This window comes from Edaphosphingomonas laterariae, assembly GCF_900188165.1.
Taxonomy (GTDB): Bacteria; Pseudomonadota; Alphaproteobacteria; order Sphingomonadales; family Sphingomonadaceae; genus Sphingomonas_E; species Sphingomonas_E laterariae.
On record NZ_FZOS01000049.1, the window covers coordinates 1 to 19,023 of the forward strand.

The window sequence follows — 19,023 nt, forward strand, 5'->3', positions numbered from 1 at the left end:
CTTGACCGCTTGTCTCGCTCACCGCCGCAGAATTGCCCTCACTGCGGATGCAGCCTCATCAGATACCCTGCCAAACTTCTGCCAAAGTAGTGCTAGAATCAGGAAGCATGTGGTCGGTCCCCAGCGACCGCAAAGTCGGCGTGTCCTGACAGACAGTATTCAGGCGGAACACCTCTCAAGCAGCCGCTCCGCGCGTCGGTGATGCCATTTCAGTTCTCCGACAAAGAATTGGCGTGAACGCCCCGCCCCAAGTCGCTGCCGACTTGATCCGCAAACCATGCGGCAGCCCGACGCGTCGCCCGGTCGTCGCGTCGGCGCGGCCTTGCCGTCGCGTGGCGGGCGCGCCGTCGTCGCCTTTGCCTCATCCTGTCCTACAGAGCACCACGATATTGTGATCCGCCAGGAAAACGCGGACTTCTGTCGCTTTCGGCTCTTTCTTATCGTCGCACCGGGCATCGCAAGGGCGTGGAAGAACGCCCTCGCACGCCTCAACTTCCTCAACTTCTCGGGGGGATCAGGCCGCCGTCCAGCCACCGTCGACCGACAGATTGGCGCCGGTAATCGAGGCGGCGCCATCGGTGCAGAGATAGAGCGCCAGGCTCGCCACCTGTTCCACCGTCACGAACTGCTTGGTCGGCTGGCCCGCCAGCAGCACATCGTTCATCACCTGCTCGCGCGTCAGGCCGCGCGCCTTCATCGTGTCGGGGATCTGCTTTTCGACCAGCGGGGTCCACACATAGCCGGGGCTGATGCAATTGGCCGTCACGCCGAAGGTCGCCGCTTCCAGCGCCACCGTCTTGGTCAGCCCGGCAAGGCCGTGCTTCGCGGTCACATAGGCCGATTTGAAGGGTGATGCCGTCAACGAATGGGCCGATGCGGTGTTGATGATCCGCCCCCATTTGCGCGCCTTCATCCCCGGCAGCGCGGCGCGGATCGTGTGGAAGGCCGAACTGAGATTGATGGCGATGATCGCATCCCATTTCTCGATCGGAAATTCCTCGACCGGCGCGACATGCTGGATGCCGGCATTGTTGATCAGGATATCGACGCCGCCCAGCGTCTCCGCGCATCCCGCCACCATCGCGGCGATGTCGTCGGGCTTGGTCATGTCCGCCGCCGAATAGGCCGCCTTGCCACCACTCGCCGCCTCCAGCGCCTGCCGTTCCCGCTCGATCTCGTCCGCGTCGCCGAAACCGTTGATCATCACATTCGCGCCTTCGGCCGCCAGCGCCTTCGCATAAGCGAGGCCGATGCCCGAGGTCGATCCGGTGACGAGCGCGGTCTTACCCTTGAGGAACATGCGAAAAACTCCGGTTGCTTAGCGGTTTAGGAGGTCGAAGGCGGCGGTCCTGCCGTCGACGATATTGCGGGCGATCAGTTCGGACCGCGTCATGGTTTCAGCCACGGCGGCCTGGCCCGCCGCCCAATGCTCGGCCATCGTCCGCGCCGAAAATTCATAGTCGCGCGCGCCGCCTTCCCAGGCATTGGCGCGGTAGATGAGCTGGACGACGTTGACCGAGGATTCCCGCGCCATTTCGGCCAGCTGGAGAACATCGGCGTCGTCCGCCAGCTCCGCCGGCAGCTTGGCCAGCACCTTGCGGATCGCCTCACGCTCGCGCCGGAGCTTCATCAACTGGTCGGATGTCTGGCGCGTGCGGCTGGAAAAGCGGATTTCCTTCTCCCGCGCCACGACGTCCATGATCGTGTGGGGAAAGGCCGACGCCGCGGGAAACAGATCGACCTGGAACACCAGCATGTCGGCATGCTGCGTATCGAGCACATAGCTTAGAGGCGTGTTCGACACGAGGCCGCCGTCCCAATACCAACGCCCGTCAATCTCCACCGGCGGCAGGCCGGGCGGCAGCGCGCCCGATGCCATGATGTGCCGCGCGTCGATCCGCCGGGCATGGGGGCCGCGCGTGTCGAAATATTCGAAATTGCCGCTCTCGACGTCGACCGCCCCCACCGAAAGCCGCACCGGGCCGTCGTTCAGCAGATCCCAGTCGACCAGCGCATCCAGCGTCTGCCGCAGCGGGCTGCTGTCGTAGAAGCTGAGCGCCGCAACACTGCCCGGCGTGGCGAGCATCGGCGGCAGGAGGCGCGGGCTGAAGAAACCCGGCACGCCGAAGGTCGCGACATGCCCGGCCGACCATTCGTGGAGAAATTCGCGGATCATGTCGTCCGGCCAGATCGGAAAGCTGGGCAGCCAGGCCGAAACGCCGTTCCAGAACTGGCGAAGCCGGTCGCATCGCGCGCCCGGCGGATTGCCGGCGATCAGCGCCGCATTGACCGCGCCGATCGAGATGCCGGCCACGCGATCCACCTCGATCTCGGCATCGGCAAGCGCCTGATACACCCCCGCCTGATAGGAACCGAGCGCGCCGCCGCCCTGCAGGACGAGGGCGACTTCGTCCGGCAGCGGCAGCGTCTTGCCGCAAGCCAGGCGGGCGGGATTGGCATCGGCCATGCCCGCCAGTCTGCACCTCATGCTGCACTGCGGCAAGCGACAAGATTGCAACCCGGCGGCGCGACGCGCATTGTTGCCATGCCATTGCGGGGAAAAATCGAATGCGCCTGGACGACGAGCAGGAAAGCAGCAACATCGAAAGCCAGCGCGGCATGGGCGGTGGCGGCGGTTTCCAGATGGGCGGCCTGGGTGGCGGCGGGCCGCTGGGCCTGATCTTCGGACTGGTTGCCAGCCGCTTCGGCATATTGGGCCTGATCGGCATCGCGGTGGTGATGATGCTGATCGGCGGCAATCCTACCTCGATGCTCAGCGGTGGCGGATCGCCGCAGGCGGTGGACCCCGCCGCACGCGGACAGGGTGCGATTCGCGACGAAACCGATCGCGTGGTCGCAAAGGTACTGGGTTCCACCGAGCGTCGCTGGGCCGAAATCTTCGCGCAGAGCGGCCAGCAATATCCGGCGCCGACGCTGGTCTTCTACGATCGCAACGGCATGTCGGGCTGCGGCGCCGCGCAATCGGCGATGGGGCCGTTCTACTGCCCCGCCGACCAGAAGATCTATCTCGACACCGCCTTTTTCGACGAACTTGCCAGCCGCTTCGGCGCGCCCGGCGATTTCGGCATGGCCTATGTGATCGCGCATGAAGTGGGCCACCATATCCAGACGATCACCGGCATTTCGGACAAGGTGCGCGCCGCGCAGCAGCGGACCAATCGCGCCGGCGCCAACGCGCTGCAGGTGAAGATGGAATTGCAGGCCGATTGCTATGCCGGCGTCTGGGCCGCGAACGACAAGAATCTGCTCGAACCCGGCGATGTGGAGGAAGGCATGCGCGCCGCCGAGGCGATCGGCGACGACACGCTGCAAAAGGCCGCCGGCCAGCGCCCCGTGCCCGAAAGCTTCACCCACGGCACGTCGGCGCAGCGCATGGAATGGCTGCGGCGCGGCCTCCAGACCGGCGACCCCGCCCAGTGCGACACCTTCGCGGGGTAGGAATTCGCGGGGGCGGGAAAGGTCAACGATCGTCGGCGATGCCAGCCTTCGCTGGCATGACGATGGACATGTTGCCGGCGTGCCCCGGCCGGTAGCTATCGGCAGAAACGGACGTTCAGCCAGCGGGTAGCTTTAAAGCGTGCGCCCCGCGATGCGGGCGATTTCGCGCTGGACGACGCCTTCGACCAGTTCGGGCAGCCGCGCGTCGAGCCATTCCTTGAGCATCGGGCGCAGCATTTCGCGCACCAGCCCTTCCAGCGTCTGATCCTCGCCCGGCACCGGCTTGATCACGCGGGAGGACAGGGCCTCGAACGCGTGCCGGCTGGCTTCGGCGGTGGCGCTGGAGATCAGTTCCGGCTTCGTCGGCGTGCCATCGGCGGCGAGCCCCGGCGTTGCGGGCGCGACATCGATGGCGGCGGGCGGCACCGGCGCGGCCGCCACCTCCTCCGTCAGTTCCAGCACTTCCTCGACCGCTTCCTCGCCATGCTCACCGCGCAAGGGCGTGATCATCGACGCGGGGATTGGCACTTCGGCATCCGCCTGCGTGGCCTGTGTCCGCATCGAGCGCGGACGCGGCGCGTTGAGCACCGTGGCGCTGTCATCGGCGATGATGCGCTTGATGGAGGCCAATATCTCCTCCATCGACGGATCGTTGCGGGTATCTGCCATCACCGGACTATCGCTCAGTTCGTCGGCGGAGTCACGGGGGCTTGGGGGGCCGGTTCCATCGCCGCGTCGACAGTCCGTGTCGCTTGCGTGGTGGGCGCCGGATCGCCGGCCCAATCCCACGCCTTGTTGCGGACGCGCTTATAGTTGGTCACCGGATCGTAGAGCGCGCCGCCATCGAGGTTGAGATCGCGCATCTCGGCCTGGCCCATCGCGTTGAGCAGCGCAAAGCCCGCGACGTAAGCGTCGCGCCGGGCGGTGACGAGCAGCACCTGGCTGTTGAGCAGTTCCTGTTCGGCGTTCAGCACGTCGAGCACGTTGCGCGTGCCGACGGTGTTTTCGGCGCGCGTGCCTTCCAACGCGAGGCGGTTGGCGGAAACCGCTTCGTCCGCCGAGCCGATGGTTTCCAGCGCCGCCAGATAGCTGGCGAAGGCCGAACGGGCGTCGGCGATGACGAGGCGTTCGACCTCGACAACGCGTTCCAGCGCCTGCCCTTCCACCGCCTGCGCCTGACGGATGCGCGCGGCGGGGCCACCGCCCTGATAGAGCGGCAAGCGTGCGCGGACGCCGACGAACGTGTCGGTGAAGGCATCCTTGGGGTTCAGCCCGGCGGCCGAGCCGGTGACATTGTCCAGCGTGCCGAGATAATCGGTGTGGCTGATGCCGCTGCTCGCCGTCAAAGTCGGCAGGCGGGCGGCGCGGGCGGTGCGCACGTCATAGCCGGCGGCCTTCGCGCTCTCCTCGCTCGCCTCAAGATTGGCGTTGTTCGCCAGAGCGACGCGCACGGCATCGTCCGGCGTCTTGGGCAGATCGGGAAGCGGCGGCGGCGGCTCCAACGTGCCGGGCAGCGCGCCGACCAGACGCCGATAATTTTCGCGGCTGGAGGTCAGCCGCCCTTCCGCCACCGTCAACCGGCTGCGCGCATCGGACAGGCGCGCCTCGGACTGGGCGACATCGGTGCGGGTGAGATCGCCCACCTCGAAACGATCGCGGCTGGCCTGAAGATTGGTCTCCAGCACCTTCACCTGATTCTGGTTGAGCTCGACGATCGACGTGTCGCGGATCACGTCCATATAGGCGGCCACCGTTTCGGTGAAGATCGCGCCTTCGGTGGCGAGCAGATCCGCCCGGCCGGCAAGCACCCGCGTATCCGCCGCGCGGATCGAGTTCTTCACCCGGCCACCGGAATAGATCTGGTAGCTCGCCGTCGCGCTGCCCGAAACCGACCGGCCATTATCGTTGAACGGCGTGATGCCGCGCCAGTTCTGCGAGAAGCCGGCTTCGCTGTCGACCAGCGGCCGCGCATCGGCCTTGGCGATCGGCACGCCTTCATCCACGGCGCGCTGCTGGGCGCGCGCGCCCGTCAGCGTCGGGTTCGCCCGATAGGTCTGGATCAGCGCGTCGCGCAGCGTTTCAGCCGAACCTGCGCTGGCCACCGTCGCCCCGGCGAGCGCAGCGCCGCACATCAACCAGATCCGCATGGATGCTTGCTCCCCCCAGGAATTCAGAACGTGAAGGCTTCCGGCTTCGCGAAGCCCGGGAGCGGCGTGGATTCGGCGTCGGCAAAGGCGACCACACCGAACGCATCACCAACCTTGCGGCCGATCGACAGCCGGCTGATGCCGCCTTCGATGATCGCCACGGCGATTCGGCCGCCATCGGCCAGCTGATCGACCAGCGCCTGCGGCAGCGATTCGATCGCACCGTCGACGAGGATCAGGTCATAAGGCGCGCCCTGCGCCCAGCCGGCAGCCAGCGGGCCTTCGACGAACTCGACATTGGCGGGCACCTTGCCGCCACGCGCCGTCGCCAGCAGCGCGGCATTGTCGTCCAGCGCAACGACATGCGCGACGAGGCGGGACAGGAGCGCCGCCGTATAGCCGGTGGCCGCGCCGACAAGCAGCACGCGATCTTCGGCGCGGGGCGCGGATTCGGTCAACAGACGGCCGGTGGCCATCGGCGTGTTCAGCGAACGCCCGCCGCCCAGCGGCACCAGCGTGTCGACATAGGCGACCTCCGCGCGGCTGGCCGGCACGAACGTTTCGCGCGGAACGGCGCGCATCGCATCCACCACCCGCACGTCATTGACGGCGTTGGTGCGCAACTGGTTCGAAACCATGGCTTCGCGCATTGATTCAAAATTCTGTTCGGTCACTCTTGCCTCGTCGCACAACTGTCTTACAGATGCAATACACCAAAGACGACAAGCGCTTCTAGCCTGCCCCTTTTCGCGCGCCAAGCGGCATAGGACGTATGTTCTGCCGACATGCAACCAGCTTCGACAAAAAAATTGTAGATGGATGTCGGGCCATGGCCGGCCGGAACGTCCTGAGGAACGCCCCCAACGGCGAAAAACAAGGGAATCCGAACAATGCTCTACGCCATATTCTGCTACAATGACGAAGCCGCCGTCGGCGCCTGGAGCCAGGAAGAGGACGAGGCGGTGATGGAGCGACTCGCTGCCGTGCAGGCGCCGCTTGCTGCTGCCGGAAGGCTCGGCCCCGTCGCCCGCCTGCTACCGACGACGGCGGCGACGACGCTGCGCAAGGGGCGCGAGCCGATCATCCTCGATGGCCCCTTCGCCGAAACCAAGGAACAGTTGCTCGGCTTCTACGTGATCGAATGCGAGTCGCTGGATGCCGCGCTGGATGTCGCGCGCGACCTCGCCATCGCCAATCCGGGCACCGGCTCTTATGAAATCCGGCCGATCCGCTATTACGCGCCCAACGCCGCCACCGATATATGACCGACCCGAGCTGGATCCACGGCGCGCTGGTCGCCGCGCGGCCGCAGGCGGTGGGCGCCCTGCTCCGCTATTTCCGCGATCTCGACACCGCCGAGGAAGCCTATCAGGAAGCCTGCCTGCGCGCGCTGAACACCTGGCCGCGCAACGGCCCGCCGCGCGATCCGGCCGCCTGGCTGATCTTCGTCGGCCGCAACGCCGCGCTCGATCGCGTCCGCAAGGACAGCCGGTTCGATGCGCTGCCGGACGAGGACAGGCTGTCCGACCTCGACGATGCCGAACATGCCGCCGCCGAACGGATCGACAGCGGCGATTATCGCGACGACGTGCTGCGCCTGATGTTCACCTGCTGCCACCCCGATCTGCCGGCCACCCAGCAGATCGCGCTCGCGCTCAGGATCGTGGCGGGGTTGACCGTGCCGCAGATCGCGCGCGCCTTTCTGGTCGGCGATGCGGCGATGGAACAGCGCATCACCCGCGCCAAGGCCCGGATCGGCGCGGCGGGCATTCCGTTCGAGACACCGAACGCCGTGGAGCGGGCCGAGCGGCTGGCCGGGGTGGCGGCGATGCTCTACCTCATCTTCAACGAAGGCTATTCAGTGGCGGGCGATCAGGCAGCGGCGGCGCTGTGCGACGAAGCGATCCGGCTTGCCCGCCTGCTGCTGCGCCTGTTCCCGGCCGAACCGGAAATGATGGGCCTGCTGGCGCTGATGCTCCTCCAGCACGCCCGCTCGGCCGCGCGCTTCGACGCGACCGGCGAAGCGATCCTGCTCGACGATCAGGACCGGGCGCGATGGAATCCGGCGATGATCGCGGAAGCGCTGGCGCTGATCGACAAGGCGATGCGCCACCGCCGCCCCGGCCCCTATCAGGTGCAATCCGCCATCGCCGCGCTCCACGCCCGCGCGGCCACGCCCGACGCGACCGACTGGCCGCAGATCGCACAGCTTTACGCCGCGCTGGAACGGATGGAGCCATCGCCGGTGGTGACGCTGAACCGCGCCGTGGCGGTGGCGAAGGTGGCCGGGCCCGAAGCCGCGCTCGATCTGATCGCGCCGCTGGCCGATCGGCTCGACAATTATTTCCATTATCATGGCGCGCGGGGCGGCTTCCTGTTGCAGGCCGGCGACCATGTTGGCGCCCGCCGGGCATTCGACCGCGCGGTCTCGCTCGCCCGCACGCCGGCGCAGGCCGCCCATATCCGCGCCCATCTCGACCGCCTGATGCAGGCCCGCTGAGGCTGGACAGCGCGACGCCATGGGCTATGGCCGGGCCATGTTCGCCACCGCCGCCGATTTCGCCGCCACGCTCGCTGCTCTGTCCTCCGCCGATGCGGCCGCGCGTGCCGCCGCCGCCGCGCGCCAGGCGCAGCTGACCAAGCCGCCGGGATCGCTCGGCCGGCTGGAGGCGATCGCCATCCAGTTCGCCGGCTGGCAGGGCAGCGAACGCCCCCGGATCGGCAAGGCGCGGGTCGCGGTGTTCGCCGGCAATCATGGCGTCGCCGCGCGCGGGGTAAGCGCCTTCCCCGCCGAAGTGACCGTCGAGATGGTGCGCAATTTCGCCAATGGCGGGGCGGCGATCAACGCGCTGGCAGGCGCGGCGGGCGCCGAACTCACCGTCGTGCCGCTCGATCTTGACCGGCCGACCGCCGATTTCACCGCCGCCCCGGCAATGACCGAGGCTGAATGCCTTGCCGCACTCAACGCCGGCGCTGCTGTGGTTTCCGACGATATCGACCTGCTGGCCGTGGGCGAAATGGGCATCGCCAATTCCACCGCCGCCGCCGCCCTGTGCGCGCGCAGCTTCGGCGGCAGCGCGGCGGACTGGGTGGGACCGGGAACCGGCGTCGACGCCCATGGCATCGCCCGCAAGCTCGCCGTGGTCGATGACGCACTGGCGTTTCACGCGACGGCGCCCGCCACCCCGTTCGAAACGCTGCGCCGTCTGGGCGGGCGCGAACTGGCGGCCATCGCCGGCGCCGTGGTGGCGGCGCGCGCGGCGCGGGTGCCCGTGGTGCTCGACGGCTTCATCGCCAGCGCCGCGATCGCGCCGATCGCCGTCGCCCATCCCGAAATCACCGAACATCTGTTCGCCGGCCATGTCTCGGCGGAACCGGGCCATGCCCGGCTGCTCGGCCGGCTGGGCCTCGAACCGCTGCTGGCACTCAACATGCGGCTGGGCGAAGGCAGCGGCGCGGCGGTGGCGATCAACATCCTGCGATCCGCCCTCGCCGCGCATGACGGCATGGCCACCTTTGCCGAGGCCGGCGTTTCGGGCGGATGAGCGGCTACCTGCTCCATCTGCTGCGCCACGGCGCGCCCGAACGCCCCGGCCTGTTGCTGGGCCGCACCGATAGCGCCGCCACCGCGCAGGGCATCGCCGATTGCCTGGCCCAAGTAGAGGGGCTGCACTTCGAACGGCTCGTCACGTCGGACCTCGCCCGCTGCCGCGACACGGCCGCCGCGATCGGCGCGGCGCGCATCGACCCGCGCTGGCGCGAGCTGGATTTCGGCGCATGGGACGGGCGCGCGGCGGCCGAGATCGACCCCGCCGCCATCGGCGCCTTCTGGGACGATCCCGACGCCAATCCACCGCCGGACGGCGAACGCTGGTCGGCGCTGGTGGCACGGATCGACGCGGCGATCGGCGCGCTCGATCCCGTCGACACGCTGGTCGTCACCCATGGCGGTGCGATCCGCGCGGCGCTGGCGCTGCTGTGCGGGTTCCGCCAGCGCGACCTGTGGGCGTTCGACCTGCCTTATGCCGCGCTGTTGACGCTGCGCATCTGGCCGGGCGACCGGCCGAGCGCCCAGATCATCGGCCTTTGCTGATGCGCGGGCTGATCATCGCGGTCCAGTTCCTGACCCGCCTGCCGACGCCGCAGCTTAGCGATTTCGACCCCACCGAAATGCCCGCAGCGATCCGCTGGTTTCCCGCCGTGGGGCTGATCGTCGGCGGCATCGTCGCCGGGACATGGTGGCTCGGCGGGTTGATCGACCCATGGGCGGCCGGGCTGTTCGGCCTCGCCGCCTGGATCATGGTGACGGGCGCGCTGCACCTCGACGGGCTGGCCGATCTGGCCGATGCGCTGGGCGCCAGCCACCGCGATCCCGATCGTCTGCTCGCGGTGATGAAGGATCCGCATGTCGGCAGCTTCGGCGTGCTCGCGCTGATCCTGCAATGCGCCGCCAAGCTGGTGCTGCTGGCGCTGCTGGCAAGCCGGATCGGCCCTGCCCCGCTCGTCCTCGTCCCCGCGCTCGCCCGCATCGGCCCGCTCGGTTGGACGCGATGGCTGCCGCCGCTGGGCAGCGGCATGGCCGAACGCTTCGCCTGGGCGGTGCGCCCCGCCGACATCGCATTCTGGACCACATTGGCCGTGCTTTCATGGCTGTTCTGGCCGCCGCTCGCCGTGGCCGCGCCTTTGGTCATCCTGTGGGCGCTGTGGCTCAAGGCGCGGCTTGGCGGGGTGAGCGGCGATTGCCACGGCGCGGGCATCGAACTGATCGAAACCGGGCTGCTGATCGCCCTGCTGATCGCAACCGCGCTCCCGCACGCGACGTGACTTGACGGCCGGCTCCCCTCCCCCTATCCCGCCCGCTCACCGCGCCGAGGCCCGATGGCGGAGTGGTTACGCAGAGGACTGCAAATCCTTGCACGCCGGTTCGATTCCGGCTCGGGCCTCCATTACCCTGTCAGCCAACGTGTGCTGATGGTTGAAAAAACCTGAGATTTCCGCTAGTTTAGGGGCATTCGCTGATCGTCAGCGACTGCCTCTGTTTGCCTATAAATGTGGCAGATCGGGGCAATTTTGGGGGCCTCGCCAAAGGCCCCCACAAGAGCGAGGCCCCCAAATGGCGCTGACAGACACCGCAGTCCGCAACGCGAAGCCCAAAAGCAAGCCCTACAAGATCACGGACGGACAAGGGCTTTACCTGCTGGTCAATCCGGGAGGCAGCAAACTCTGGCGCGTCAAATATCGGCTCAACGGCGTGGAGCGAAAGCTGGCGCTGGGGTCGTATCCTGAAATCACGCTGGCCGAGGCGCGTTCGGCGCGCGATGCGGCCCGTAGGCAAGTTGCCCATGCGGTCGATCCCAACGCCGCCAAGCGTCAAGCCCGCATCGAGGCGAGCATCCGCGCCAGCCACAGTTTCGCCAGCGTGGCCGAGGAATTGATCGAGAAGAAGACGCGGGAGGGGCTAGCGGAGCCGACACTGAAAAAGATGCGCTGGTTCGTGAAGCTGCTGGGCCGGGATTTCGGCAAGCGCCCCATTGCGGAGATCACACCGCAGGAACTGTTGCACGAACTGCGTAAGCATGAGCGGCGGGGCCGGTTGGATACGACGAATCTTCTCCGGGCGTTCGCCAGCCGCGTGTTTCGCTATGGGGTGGCGACGGCGCGGGCTGACCGCGACCCGGCCCAACTGCTGATAGGCGCGCTGACGACAGCGAGGGTCAAGCATTTCCCCGCGATCACCGATCCGGCGGCTTTCGGCGCGTTACTCCGGGCGATCGAAGATTATCAGGGCGATCCCGCCGTCATCTATGCCCTGAAACTCACGCCCCACGTTTTCCAGCGTCCCGGCGAAATCCGGCATATGGAATGGACGGAGGTGGATTTTGACAAGGCGGTCTGGATCATCCCGGAAGGGAAGATGAAAATGCGCCAGCCCCATTCGGTGCCGCTATCCCGGCAGTCGCTGGCGATCCTTGCGGATATGCGCTCCCTGTCCGGTTCCGGGCGTTATGTGTTCCCGTCTATCAGGACGCGCGAAAGGCCGCTCAGCGAGAACACGATCAACGCCTCCTTGCGCCGGATGGGCTTTCCCAAGGACCAGATGACCGCCCACGGCTTCCGCACGTCCGCATCTTCGCTGTTGAACGAATCCGGCAAATGGAACCCGGACGCCATCGAGCGGGCGTTGGCGCATATGGTCGCGGGAAGCGTCCGGCGCATTTACAACCAGTCGGCTTACTGGCGCGAACGTGTTGCAATGGCCCAATGGTGGAGCGACTATCTGGACGAATTGCGGGATGGCGGCAATGTCCCCCGCCAACAGGAGAAGATTGAGGGATGGAGCACGATGACGACGCCCGCTCCCTTCGGAGAATTGTCTTACGGCTTCTCCATGAGGACGAAGATGAAGCACGAAGGGAACTGGACGACATTATCCGCGCGGTAGCGGAATATATCGGACGGGAATCTTCCCTTTATACGTGGGCCGTCCCAGTCATACTAACTATTCCGCCATTGCTTATGGCAGCGTCCTTCTTGGTTACGCTTTTCTCGAAAACGGCTGGCAATCTTCTTTATGGCGCGGCCGTGCTATCCTTGCTTATCCCGCTAGGCGCTTTGTGGAAATGGGGCCGCTTTCAATATGGACGCGGCTGGCTTTGGACGCCACGTGAAGCCATCTATTTGAACGCCAGCGACGAGACGAAAGAGACGCTTGAGAAATTCTTCGCCTATATCCGGCGCGAGGACGGCCCGAAGGCATATTACCGAGATCGCAAAGGCAAAAAGCACAAGCTGGATCGCCACTTCTTTTTCGGGAAATTGCGCGTCCTGTTGCTCTCGGAGTTCGGGGCTTTCCGGTCGCTTTGCCTCTTGCCGGGTGGAAAGCGCATTTCGGAAGCGATCAAGATCGAGGCTGACCCCGACGAGATTATCGCTGCCCTCAAGATCAAGCCGAAGCGGGCGGGAGGATCGGGCCGGAACATCAAATATGCCTATATTGAAGCGGCTTTCGATTTACGCAGCGATCCGAGGCTCGACACGCTGGACCTGAACGACGAAGCGGCTGCGACACGTTCCATCACCGATTGGCTTTTGGAATGGTTCCAAAGCGCGGCCAATGTGTCCGCTGACGTGCCTGACCGTAAGCAATTGATCCCCTATGCTAGAAAAATCTTCAATCATTTGAAGAATCGCCCTTCACCCGAAGGCCGCTGACAGTCTTTTTACATTTTCGCGAATCGGCAGGGCATTTTTGCCGCGCGCCGTTTGTTTTCTGTCTGCTGCGTCATTGGCGGATTTCTGCGGCTTTTCCATTACTGGACGGTCCACAGGCAATCATGTGCAACTTGGAATGTCTCTGGCCGCGAGTCGGCAAGCAAGGAGACGCACATGGAACCCGTTGCCATATCCATCAATGACACCGCCAAGGCGCTGGGCGTTGGAAGATCGTCAGTTTACGCGCTGATAAAGTCCGGTGGACTGGATGCTATCAAGATCGGCAGGCGAACCCTGCTGACAACAGAGTCCATCCGGCGCTTGGCGCAGGCCCGAACCGTCATCTGACCCGCAGGCGCTCCACGGCCCCAGCCTTTTGAGTTGACGGGTGCGGCTCACCCCAAACCCCATAAACTCTCGCAACCCGTGTTTTCACGGAAAGGATGCCCCATGCTTATTTTCTGCAAGGCCGTTGACCGGCTCGCCGACCTCATGCGGTGTGATCGCAAGGTTACGTATCGCGCGTTCCTCGATGCCCGCACCGCGCCCTATGTGACACCGTTGCTCGACAAGATCGTCGCCGACGACGCGGACGGTGACACGCTCCGCAATTCGCTGATCCCGTGGCGACGAGCACAGCGCCCGCCCATCGCCATCTATCACGGTGATATTTCCCGATGCCGGATCGACGGCCCTTGGCAGGTAGCGGACGACCAGTGGCTTCCGCTGGGCGGCCTGATCGTCACCAGCGGCGTGACCGCCCATCTCAATCCGTTCGAGGCGCAGGCGCTGCACAAGCGGATGCAGCAGGCGATTGAGGATGTGACCCTCGCATGGGTCCGGGAACATGATCTTTATGCCCTCCGCCATGTCCCGGAAGAAATCGACCGGACGGTGGCGGACCCCGCCGCCAAGGCGATGATCGCGGCATGGGCTGTCGGGCGGCGGGAAGCCGACGCCGTGCCGAATGCACGCCCGGACACCACCCGCGATTGCTGTCCCGGCGAACCCGGCGACGGCTTGTGCGCCCTTTGCCGGAAAGGACTGGGACATGCTTGACCCGAAGCGCCGAAAGGCAATGTTGTGGGGCTGCGATGCTACGCATCGAGCCAGCAATTCAGATACACACCTCACGCACGGGTGCATCCAGCTTTTCTGCGGGTTTGACGGGATGCTGATAGCATCGCGCCAAACGCTGGAGCGGAGAAACGGCATAATTCCGCCGTTTCCCGCGATGGCGGATAGCATCTCGCCGGGGGCGGCACGATGAGCGCCCGCGCCCAGACGGTGCGGCTCACCCCGGCCCAGCACCGCACCCTTGCGAGCTTCGCCAAGAGCTACGGATTGAGCGAATATGCGATGCTCGCCCGTGTCGTGGACACAGGGTTAGCCGCCCTCGTTCACGGCGCGGGCAAGGGGATCGACGCCCGCGAGATCATTGCCGAACTGGCGTCCGTCAGCACCCGCATAGTGGACGTGGAGCGGACGTTGGACCGGGCCTTGTTCACCGCCTGCGCCGCCTATTGCTACGCCCGCAGCGCGGCGCTGGGCGCGCGCACGAATGACGAAACCATCACCGCCGAGATCAATGCGGCCTATGCCCGCCAGCGGCGGCTTTCACAGGAGAAGCGGCCATGACCGCGCGCACCCAGCCCCATGACCGGCGTATCCATGCCGATGCCTTGCGCAAGCAACATCGCAAGAGCCAGTGGGACCGCTTCAAGCGGCAGGCCGGTATCATGGCATCATCAATCGCCCTGGGCGCGGTCGCCGTGCCCTATATCATGCTGGATCAGGACCGCACGGACGCCATAGCCGCCTATGCCACGGCAAAGGCCAAGCTGGCCGTTACGTTCGGCAGGAACGCCGATGCTCCGATCAGCATTCGCTTCCAAGGGCAGACCCTTGAGGGCAAGTCCGCCAGCGCGACCATAGCGCATCCCTATTATCGCCAGTCGGTCTACCTCGCCTTTGCCTATGCTATACGCGGCGCGCAGTTCGGTTTTGCCGCGTGGCTATCCGGCCTGTTCCTGTTTCATGGAGCCATGCGGCGGCGGCGCGAGCGCGCATTGCAGGATCGTGTCATCACCGGAACACGGGTGATACCGGAGAAGAAGCTGGCGAAGCTGACCGCCGAAAAGGCCGGTCCCCATGCACTCGCCATCGGCAAGGTGCCGATCCCCGCGAAGCTGGAAACCCGCCACATGGCGATGATCGGCACGACCGGCAGCGGCAAGACCACGGCCTTGCGCCAGATGCTCGACGGGATCGAGGCGCGGGGCGAGGCGGCGCTGGTCTATGACACCAGCGGCGAGTTCATCGCGCACTATTATGATCCGGCGCGCGGCGATGTGATATTGAACCCGTTCGATGATCGGTGCGCTTTCTGGACCCCCTTTGCCGAGATCGCCCATCCCGCCGACGCCGCCCGGATCGCGCACCACTTCATCACCGAGGCGCACGGCCAGCACGGCAATGATGTATGGATGGAGATCAGCCGCATCCTTGTCGCCAATATCCTTCGCGAACTCTGGAAGCAGGACAAGCCCACACAGGACAGGCCCACCTTGGCCGACCTGCTGACCATGTTGCAGAACATGACCAAGGAGGACTTGAAAGAGCGGCTGAAAGACACGTCATCGGCGCGTACCTTCGCCGACGACGCCGACCGGGCGACCGGCAGCGTGTTGTTCATGCTCGCCAAGGCCGCCGACCTGATCCAGTTCCTGCGTGTCGAGGACAGCGGCGGCAAGCCCTTCGCCTTCCGCGACTTCATTCATGGGCTGGACAAGCGCGAAGGCCCGCGCCCGTGGATATTCGTTCCCCGCAAGGAGGATTATTTCGAGGCGTCGAAACCCTTGCTCGCCTGCTGGCTGGAATGCGCGGCCAGCGCCGTGCTGGGCCTGCCCCCGTCGCCCGACCGCCGCATCTGGTTCGTGCTGGACGAGCTGGCCGATCTTCCCCGCGTCGATAACCTCGCGCGGCTGTTGCCGGAGGGGCGCAAGTTCGGCGCGGCGGTCGTGCTGACCTTTCAGGCGCTGGGCCAGATGCAGAACCGATACGGGCCGCAGATCGCGGAGTCGATACTGGGCTGCTGCAACACCAAGCTGTTCCTGCAAACCATCGACGCGGAAACCCGGCAATGGGCGAGCGATGCCATCGGCAGTCAGGAAGTCGAGATCCAGACCATGACCGACGCACTGGCCGATGGGGTCAACGACCCGCGCACCACCTTGGGCCGGATACGCCGGGAACGGCCCGCCGTGCTGGAAAGCGAATTACGGCTTCCCGCATATCAGGGATATTTGCTGTTCCCCGATGGTTTGCCCGTAGCAAAGATCAGCTTGACCGCCGATCATATCAAACGGCGCGGACCTGCCCGCCAGCCCGGATTCATCGCGGGCAAACCGGGCATGACGCTTTGGGAGCAAATGGGCTTGGCCCCGCCCGAACCGTCGCCATCCCCACCGCCGCCATCGCCCACCAGTCAGGGGCCGGTGTAATGGTCGCGTCGGTATCGGCGCTGACCAGTTCGGCGCAGGCCGCCAGCTATTACGAGGCCGACGATTATTATTCGGAAGGCGGCTTGTCGCCCTCCGAATGGCAGGGCGCGGGCGCGGAGGCATTGGGCTTGTCCGGCGAGGTGGATCGCGACCAGTTCCGCGACTTGCTGGATGGCAGGATCGGGGATCAGCAGCTTGGCACTTATCGCGACGGCCAGCTTGAGCATCGCCCCGGCTGGGACGTGACCTTGAGCGCGCCCAAGTCGGTGTCGATCATGGCCGAGGTCGCGGGCGATAGGCGCTTGATCGCGGCGCATGGCGAGGCGGTCAGAACGGCAATGGCCCATGTGGAGAAGCACATGGCCGCCACCCGCGTTCGCGACGGCGGCACGGTGACACGCGAGGCGACCGGCAATCTTGTCGTCGCCAGCTTCCAGCACGGCACCAGCCGCGCGCAAGACCCGCAGCTTCATACGCACAATGTCATCATGAACGCCACGCGGGATGAGGACGGAACATGGCGCAGCCTTGAACCGCGCGCCATATACCAGCTTCAAAAGCAAATCGGAGCCATCTACCGGCAGGAACTGGCCGTGAAGGTCAGCGAACTCGGCTATGAGATCGAGGCGGGCAAGGAGTCCATGTTCGAGATCAAGGGCGTATCCGGCGAGGTGCTGGCCGCGTTCAGCACCCGTAGCGCCGAGATCGAGGCAGCGCTTGCGACACGCGGCACATCACGCGATGCAGCCAGCGCGTTGGAAAAGCAGGTTGCCGCGCTCGACACGCGCGAAGCCAAGGTTGCCGCCGATCATGCTTTCCTTGGCGCGGACTGGCGCGAGACGGCCAGCGGAGCCGGGTTCGGGCCGGAGGCGCGGCTGGCGATGGTCAGGGAGGCGGAAGCCAAAGCCGCCGACCCTGCCCACCGTGCCGCCATCGACATGCAGGGCGAGCGTGCCGCAGCCCGCGCCGTCGCCCATGCCGCCGACAAGCTGGGCGAGCGGCAATCGGTCTTTTCCGCCGCCGCCTTGCAGGAGGAAGCGGGACGGATCGGGCTGGGCAGGATCGGTTATGCCCAGATCAGCGCGGCCATCGACGCCGCAGCCAAACAGGGCGACTTGATCGACCGGACCTTTCAGGACCGGCGCGAAGCGGAGTTCGCAGGCTTCACCGCCCGCCAGAATGTCGAAACCGAAGCCAAGTTGTTGCGGATCGAGGCAGAGGGGCGCGGCGCGCTTGCGCCCATCGCGTCGGACCTTGCCGCCGCCAAGGCCGTCGCCAGCGCCGCCGCGCAATCGGAGCGCGCGGGCCATAGCTGGAACGCCGATCAGCGCAGTGCGACGGAGCAGCTATTGACCAGCCACAACCGGATCACCGCCGTTCAGGGCTATGCGGGCACCGCCAAGACCACGACCGTTCTTGCGACCTTCGCCCGCGAGGCAGAGGCGCGGGGTATGTCCATCGTGACGCTTGCGCCCACCGCGTCGGCGGCGATGGTGCTGGGCGAGGCGCTGGACACGCGCAGCGATACCGTTGCCCGTCACCTGCTATCGCCAGAACCGCCCGATCCCGCCCGCCCCGCCGCGTGGATCGTGGACGAGGCATCGCTTTTGTCGGCGCGCGATACCGCGCGGCTGTTCGACCTGGCTCACAAGCATGATGCCCGCATCATCCTTGTCGGCGATGTGAAGCAGTTGGGTTCGGTCGAGGCCGGTGCGGCCTTCGCGCAGTTGCAGGGCGCGGGCATGGAAACCGCCAAGTTAGCCGAGATCGTCCGGCAGGCAAACGCGGCCACGAAAGACGCGGTGCTGGCGTCCATCGAAGGAAACGCCCGGAAGGCGCTGGCCGCGCTGGACCGGGGCGGCGGGCAGATCATCGAGAACGCCGACCGGGCCGAGCGGTTCGCCGCCATCGCCGAGCGATACTCTGGACTCGACAAGGCCAGCCGCGCCCGCACTCTTATTATAGAGCCGTCGCGCGAAGGGCGCGATGCCCTGACTGCCGATATTCGGGACGCGCTCACCCAATCGGGCGCGCTCACCGGCCCCGCCGTCACCGTGGAGAGCCTTGCCAACAAGGGGCTGACCCGCGCCGAGGCGCGCGACCCCTTGAGTTACGATAAGGGCGATGTTGTCCGCTTTACCCGCGATTATGCCGACAAAGGCGTGACGCGCGGCGAAGCCTACCGCGTCGAATCCATCGACCCGGCCAAGGCCGCCATCGCCCTGAAATCAGAGGATGGCCGGGAGGTGGACTGGCGCTTGCGGCAATGGGGTGCGGGCAAAAGCCAAGCGTTCGCGCCGCAGCCGATGGACCTGAAAAACGGCGATGCCATCCGGTTCACCCGCAATGACCGCGAGGCGGGCCGGATCAACGGCGGGCGTGGCGAGGTGATCGCCGTGGACGAACAGACCCGCACCGCTACCATCCAGACCCCGGACGGCAGGACCGAGACGCTCAATCTCGATGCCGCGCGCGACCGGCATATCGCCCATGCTTATGTCGAAACCGCCTTTGCCGCCCAAGGCCGGACTGCCGATCATGTCATCATCCATGCCGACAGCGGCGCGACCAACCTTGTCGATCAAAAGAGCTTCTATGTCGGTATTTTGAGAACGGCGGAGCAATATTCGACCACGGTAGCGGCGGGATAGCCCTGCTGCGGGCGGCGTAAAAGTCGTCCACCTTGAAGCCTTTCTGCCAAG

Annotated in this window: 18 protein-coding genes and 1 tRNA gene; 14 read left to right on the forward strand and 5 right to left on the reverse strand. The window is 66.0% G+C overall.

The genetic code is table 11. The annotated features are described in order from the left end of the window. Positions 1–514 precede the first annotated feature (514 nt). Positions 515–1,300, reverse strand: a complete 786-nt coding sequence (locus tag CHB74_RS20150; protein WP_089221285.1) for a 3-hydroxybutyrate dehydrogenase — start codon at positions 1,298–1,300, stop codon at positions 515–517. 18 nt (positions 1,301–1,318) lie between these two features. Then, positions 1,319–2,467 carry a patatin-like phospholipase family protein gene (locus tag CHB74_RS20155; RefSeq protein ID WP_089221286.1) on the reverse strand — a complete coding sequence of 383 codons (1,149 nt, stop codon included), beginning with the start codon at positions 2,465–2,467 and terminating at the stop codon, positions 1,319–1,321. Positions 2,468–2,568: 101 nt separating this feature from the next. On the opposite strand from CHB74_RS20155, the gene ypfJ reads away from it, so the two are divergent. Then, positions 2,569–3,459, forward strand: a complete 891-nt coding sequence (ypfJ, locus tag CHB74_RS20160; RefSeq protein WP_089221287.1) for a KPN_02809 family neutral zinc metallopeptidase — start codon at positions 2,569–2,571, stop codon at positions 3,457–3,459. 132 nt (positions 3,460–3,591) lie between these two features. Here ypfJ and CHB74_RS20165 read toward each other — a convergent pair whose 3' ends face one another. Genes CHB74_RS20165 through CHB74_RS20175 form a run of 3 tightly spaced genes read right to left on the reverse strand, consistent with a single transcriptional unit; the run spans position 3,592 to position 6,298 of the window. Then, positions 3,592–4,128, reverse strand: a complete 537-nt coding sequence (locus tag CHB74_RS20165) for a DUF2497 domain-containing protein (protein ID WP_089221288.1) — start codon at positions 4,126–4,128, stop codon at positions 3,592–3,594. 14 nt (positions 4,129–4,142) lie between these two features. Then, positions 4,143–5,606 carry a TolC family outer membrane protein gene (locus CHB74_RS20170; RefSeq protein ID WP_089221289.1) on the reverse strand — a complete coding sequence of 488 codons (1,464 nt, stop codon included), beginning with the start codon at positions 5,604–5,606 and terminating at the stop codon, positions 4,143–4,145. Between the two features lie 23 nt (positions 5,607–5,629). Beyond that, entirely contained in the window at positions 5,630–6,298 is a 669-nt protein-coding gene (locus CHB74_RS20175; RefSeq protein WP_425442324.1) for a protein-L-isoaspartate O-methyltransferase family protein, read from the reverse strand. Positions 6,299–6,496: 198 nt separating this feature from the next. On the opposite strand from CHB74_RS20175, the gene CHB74_RS20180 reads away from it, so the two are divergent. The 13 genes from CHB74_RS20180 to mobF all read left to right on the forward strand — a co-directional run bounded on the left by CHB74_RS20180 (position 6,497) and on the right by mobF (position 18,972). Continuing rightward, on the forward strand, positions 6,497–6,871 hold the full coding sequence (locus tag CHB74_RS20180) for a YciI family protein (protein WP_089221290.1): 375 nt from the start codon (positions 6,497–6,499) through the stop codon (positions 6,869–6,871). Continuing rightward, positions 6,868–8,106, forward strand: a complete 1,239-nt coding sequence (locus CHB74_RS20185) for an RNA polymerase sigma factor (protein ID WP_089221291.1) — start codon at positions 6,868–6,870, stop codon at positions 8,104–8,106. The genes CHB74_RS20180 and CHB74_RS20185 overlap by 4 nt, the downstream gene beginning before the upstream one ends. Before the next feature lie 37 nt (positions 8,107–8,143). Then, entirely contained in the window at positions 8,144–9,151 is a 1,008-nt protein-coding gene (gene cobT / locus CHB74_RS20190; protein ID WP_089221302.1) for a nicotinate-nucleotide--dimethylbenzimidazole phosphoribosyltransferase, read from the forward strand. Continuing rightward, positions 9,148–9,699 carry a histidine phosphatase family protein gene (locus CHB74_RS20195; protein ID WP_089221292.1) on the forward strand — a complete coding sequence of 184 codons (552 nt, stop codon included), beginning with the start codon at positions 9,148–9,150 and terminating at the stop codon, positions 9,697–9,699. The genes cobT and CHB74_RS20195 overlap by 4 nt, the downstream gene beginning before the upstream one ends. Then, entirely contained in the window at positions 9,699–10,430 is a 732-nt protein-coding gene (gene cobS / locus CHB74_RS20200; RefSeq protein WP_089221293.1) for an adenosylcobinamide-GDP ribazoletransferase, read from the forward strand. The genes CHB74_RS20195 and cobS overlap by 1 nt, the downstream gene beginning before the upstream one ends. A gap of 48 nt (positions 10,431–10,478) precedes the next feature. Next, positions 10,479–10,552: transfer RNA gene (locus CHB74_RS20205), tRNA-Cys, on the forward strand. A gap of 167 nt (positions 10,553–10,719) precedes the next feature. Further along, entirely contained in the window at positions 10,720–12,048 is a 1,329-nt protein-coding gene (locus tag CHB74_RS20210; protein WP_089221294.1) for a tyrosine-type recombinase/integrase, read from the forward strand. 89 nt (positions 12,049–12,137) lie between these two features. After that, a complete protein-coding gene (locus CHB74_RS20215; RefSeq protein WP_144033875.1) occupies positions 12,138–12,818 on the forward strand; it encodes a hypothetical protein in 681 nt (226 codons plus the stop codon). 174 nt (positions 12,819–12,992) lie between these two features. Then, entirely contained in the window at positions 12,993–13,166 is a 174-nt protein-coding gene (locus tag CHB74_RS20220; protein ID WP_089221296.1) for a helix-turn-helix domain-containing protein, read from the forward strand. Positions 13,167–13,379: 213 nt separating this feature from the next. Then, positions 13,380–13,877: a hypothetical protein gene (locus tag CHB74_RS20225; RefSeq protein WP_218821476.1), complete on the forward strand. Its 498-nt coding sequence runs from the start codon at positions 13,380–13,382 to the stop codon at positions 13,875–13,877. A gap of 207 nt (positions 13,878–14,084) precedes the next feature. Next, complete coding sequence (locus CHB74_RS20230) at positions 14,085–14,456, forward strand: hypothetical protein (RefSeq protein WP_089221298.1); 372 nt, start codon at positions 14,085–14,087, stop codon at positions 14,454–14,456. Continuing rightward, positions 14,453–16,321, forward strand: a complete 1,869-nt coding sequence (locus CHB74_RS20235; protein ID WP_089221299.1) for a type IV secretion system DNA-binding domain-containing protein — start codon at positions 14,453–14,455, stop codon at positions 16,319–16,321. The genes CHB74_RS20230 and CHB74_RS20235 overlap by 4 nt, the downstream gene beginning before the upstream one ends. Continuing rightward, complete coding sequence (gene mobF, locus CHB74_RS20240; protein ID WP_089221300.1) at positions 16,321–18,972, forward strand: MobF family relaxase; 2,652 nt, start codon at positions 16,321–16,323, stop codon at positions 18,970–18,972. The genes CHB74_RS20235 and mobF overlap by 1 nt, the downstream gene beginning before the upstream one ends. Positions 18,973–19,023: the final 51 nt, after the last annotated feature.

Coding starts and splice junctions, on each gene's coding strand:
- CHB74_RS20150 (WP_089221285.1), bottom strand. CDS start 1,300: ATGTTCCTCAAGGGTAAGACCGCGCTCGTCACCGGATCGACCTCGGGC.
- CHB74_RS20155 (WP_089221286.1), bottom strand. CDS start 2,467: ATGGCCGATGCCAATCCCGCCCGCCTGGCTTGCGGCAAGACGCTGCCG.
- ypfJ (WP_089221287.1), top strand. CDS start 2,569: ATGCGCCTGGACGACGAGCAGGAAAGCAGCAACATCGAAAGCCAGCGC.
- CHB74_RS20165 (WP_089221288.1), bottom strand. CDS start 4,128: ATGGCAGATACCCGCAACGATCCGTCGATGGAGGAGATATTGGCCTCC.
- CHB74_RS20170 (WP_089221289.1), bottom strand. CDS start 5,606: ATGCGGATCTGGTTGATGTGCGGCGCTGCGCTCGCCGGGGCGACGGTG.
- CHB74_RS20180 (WP_089221290.1), top strand. CDS start 6,497: ATGCTCTACGCCATATTCTGCTACAATGACGAAGCCGCCGTCGGCGCC.
- CHB74_RS20185 (WP_089221291.1), top strand. CDS start 6,868: ATGACCGACCCGAGCTGGATCCACGGCGCGCTGGTCGCCGCGCGGCCG.
- cobT (WP_089221302.1), top strand. CDS start 8,144: ATGTTCGCCACCGCCGCCGATTTCGCCGCCACGCTCGCTGCTCTGTCC.
- CHB74_RS20195 (WP_089221292.1), top strand. CDS start 9,148: ATGAGCGGCTACCTGCTCCATCTGCTGCGCCACGGCGCGCCCGAACGC.
- cobS (WP_089221293.1), top strand. CDS start 9,699: ATGCGCGGGCTGATCATCGCGGTCCAGTTCCTGACCCGCCTGCCGACG.
- CHB74_RS20210 (WP_089221294.1), top strand. CDS start 10,720: ATGGCGCTGACAGACACCGCAGTCCGCAACGCGAAGCCCAAAAGCAAG.
- CHB74_RS20220 (WP_089221296.1), top strand. CDS start 12,993: ATGGAACCCGTTGCCATATCCATCAATGACACCGCCAAGGCGCTGGGC.
- CHB74_RS20230 (WP_089221298.1), top strand. CDS start 14,085: ATGAGCGCCCGCGCCCAGACGGTGCGGCTCACCCCGGCCCAGCACCGC.
- CHB74_RS20235 (WP_089221299.1), top strand. CDS start 14,453: ATGACCGCGCGCACCCAGCCCCATGACCGGCGTATCCATGCCGATGCC.
- mobF (WP_089221300.1), top strand. CDS start 16,321: ATGGTCGCGTCGGTATCGGCGCTGACCAGTTCGGCGCAGGCCGCCAGC.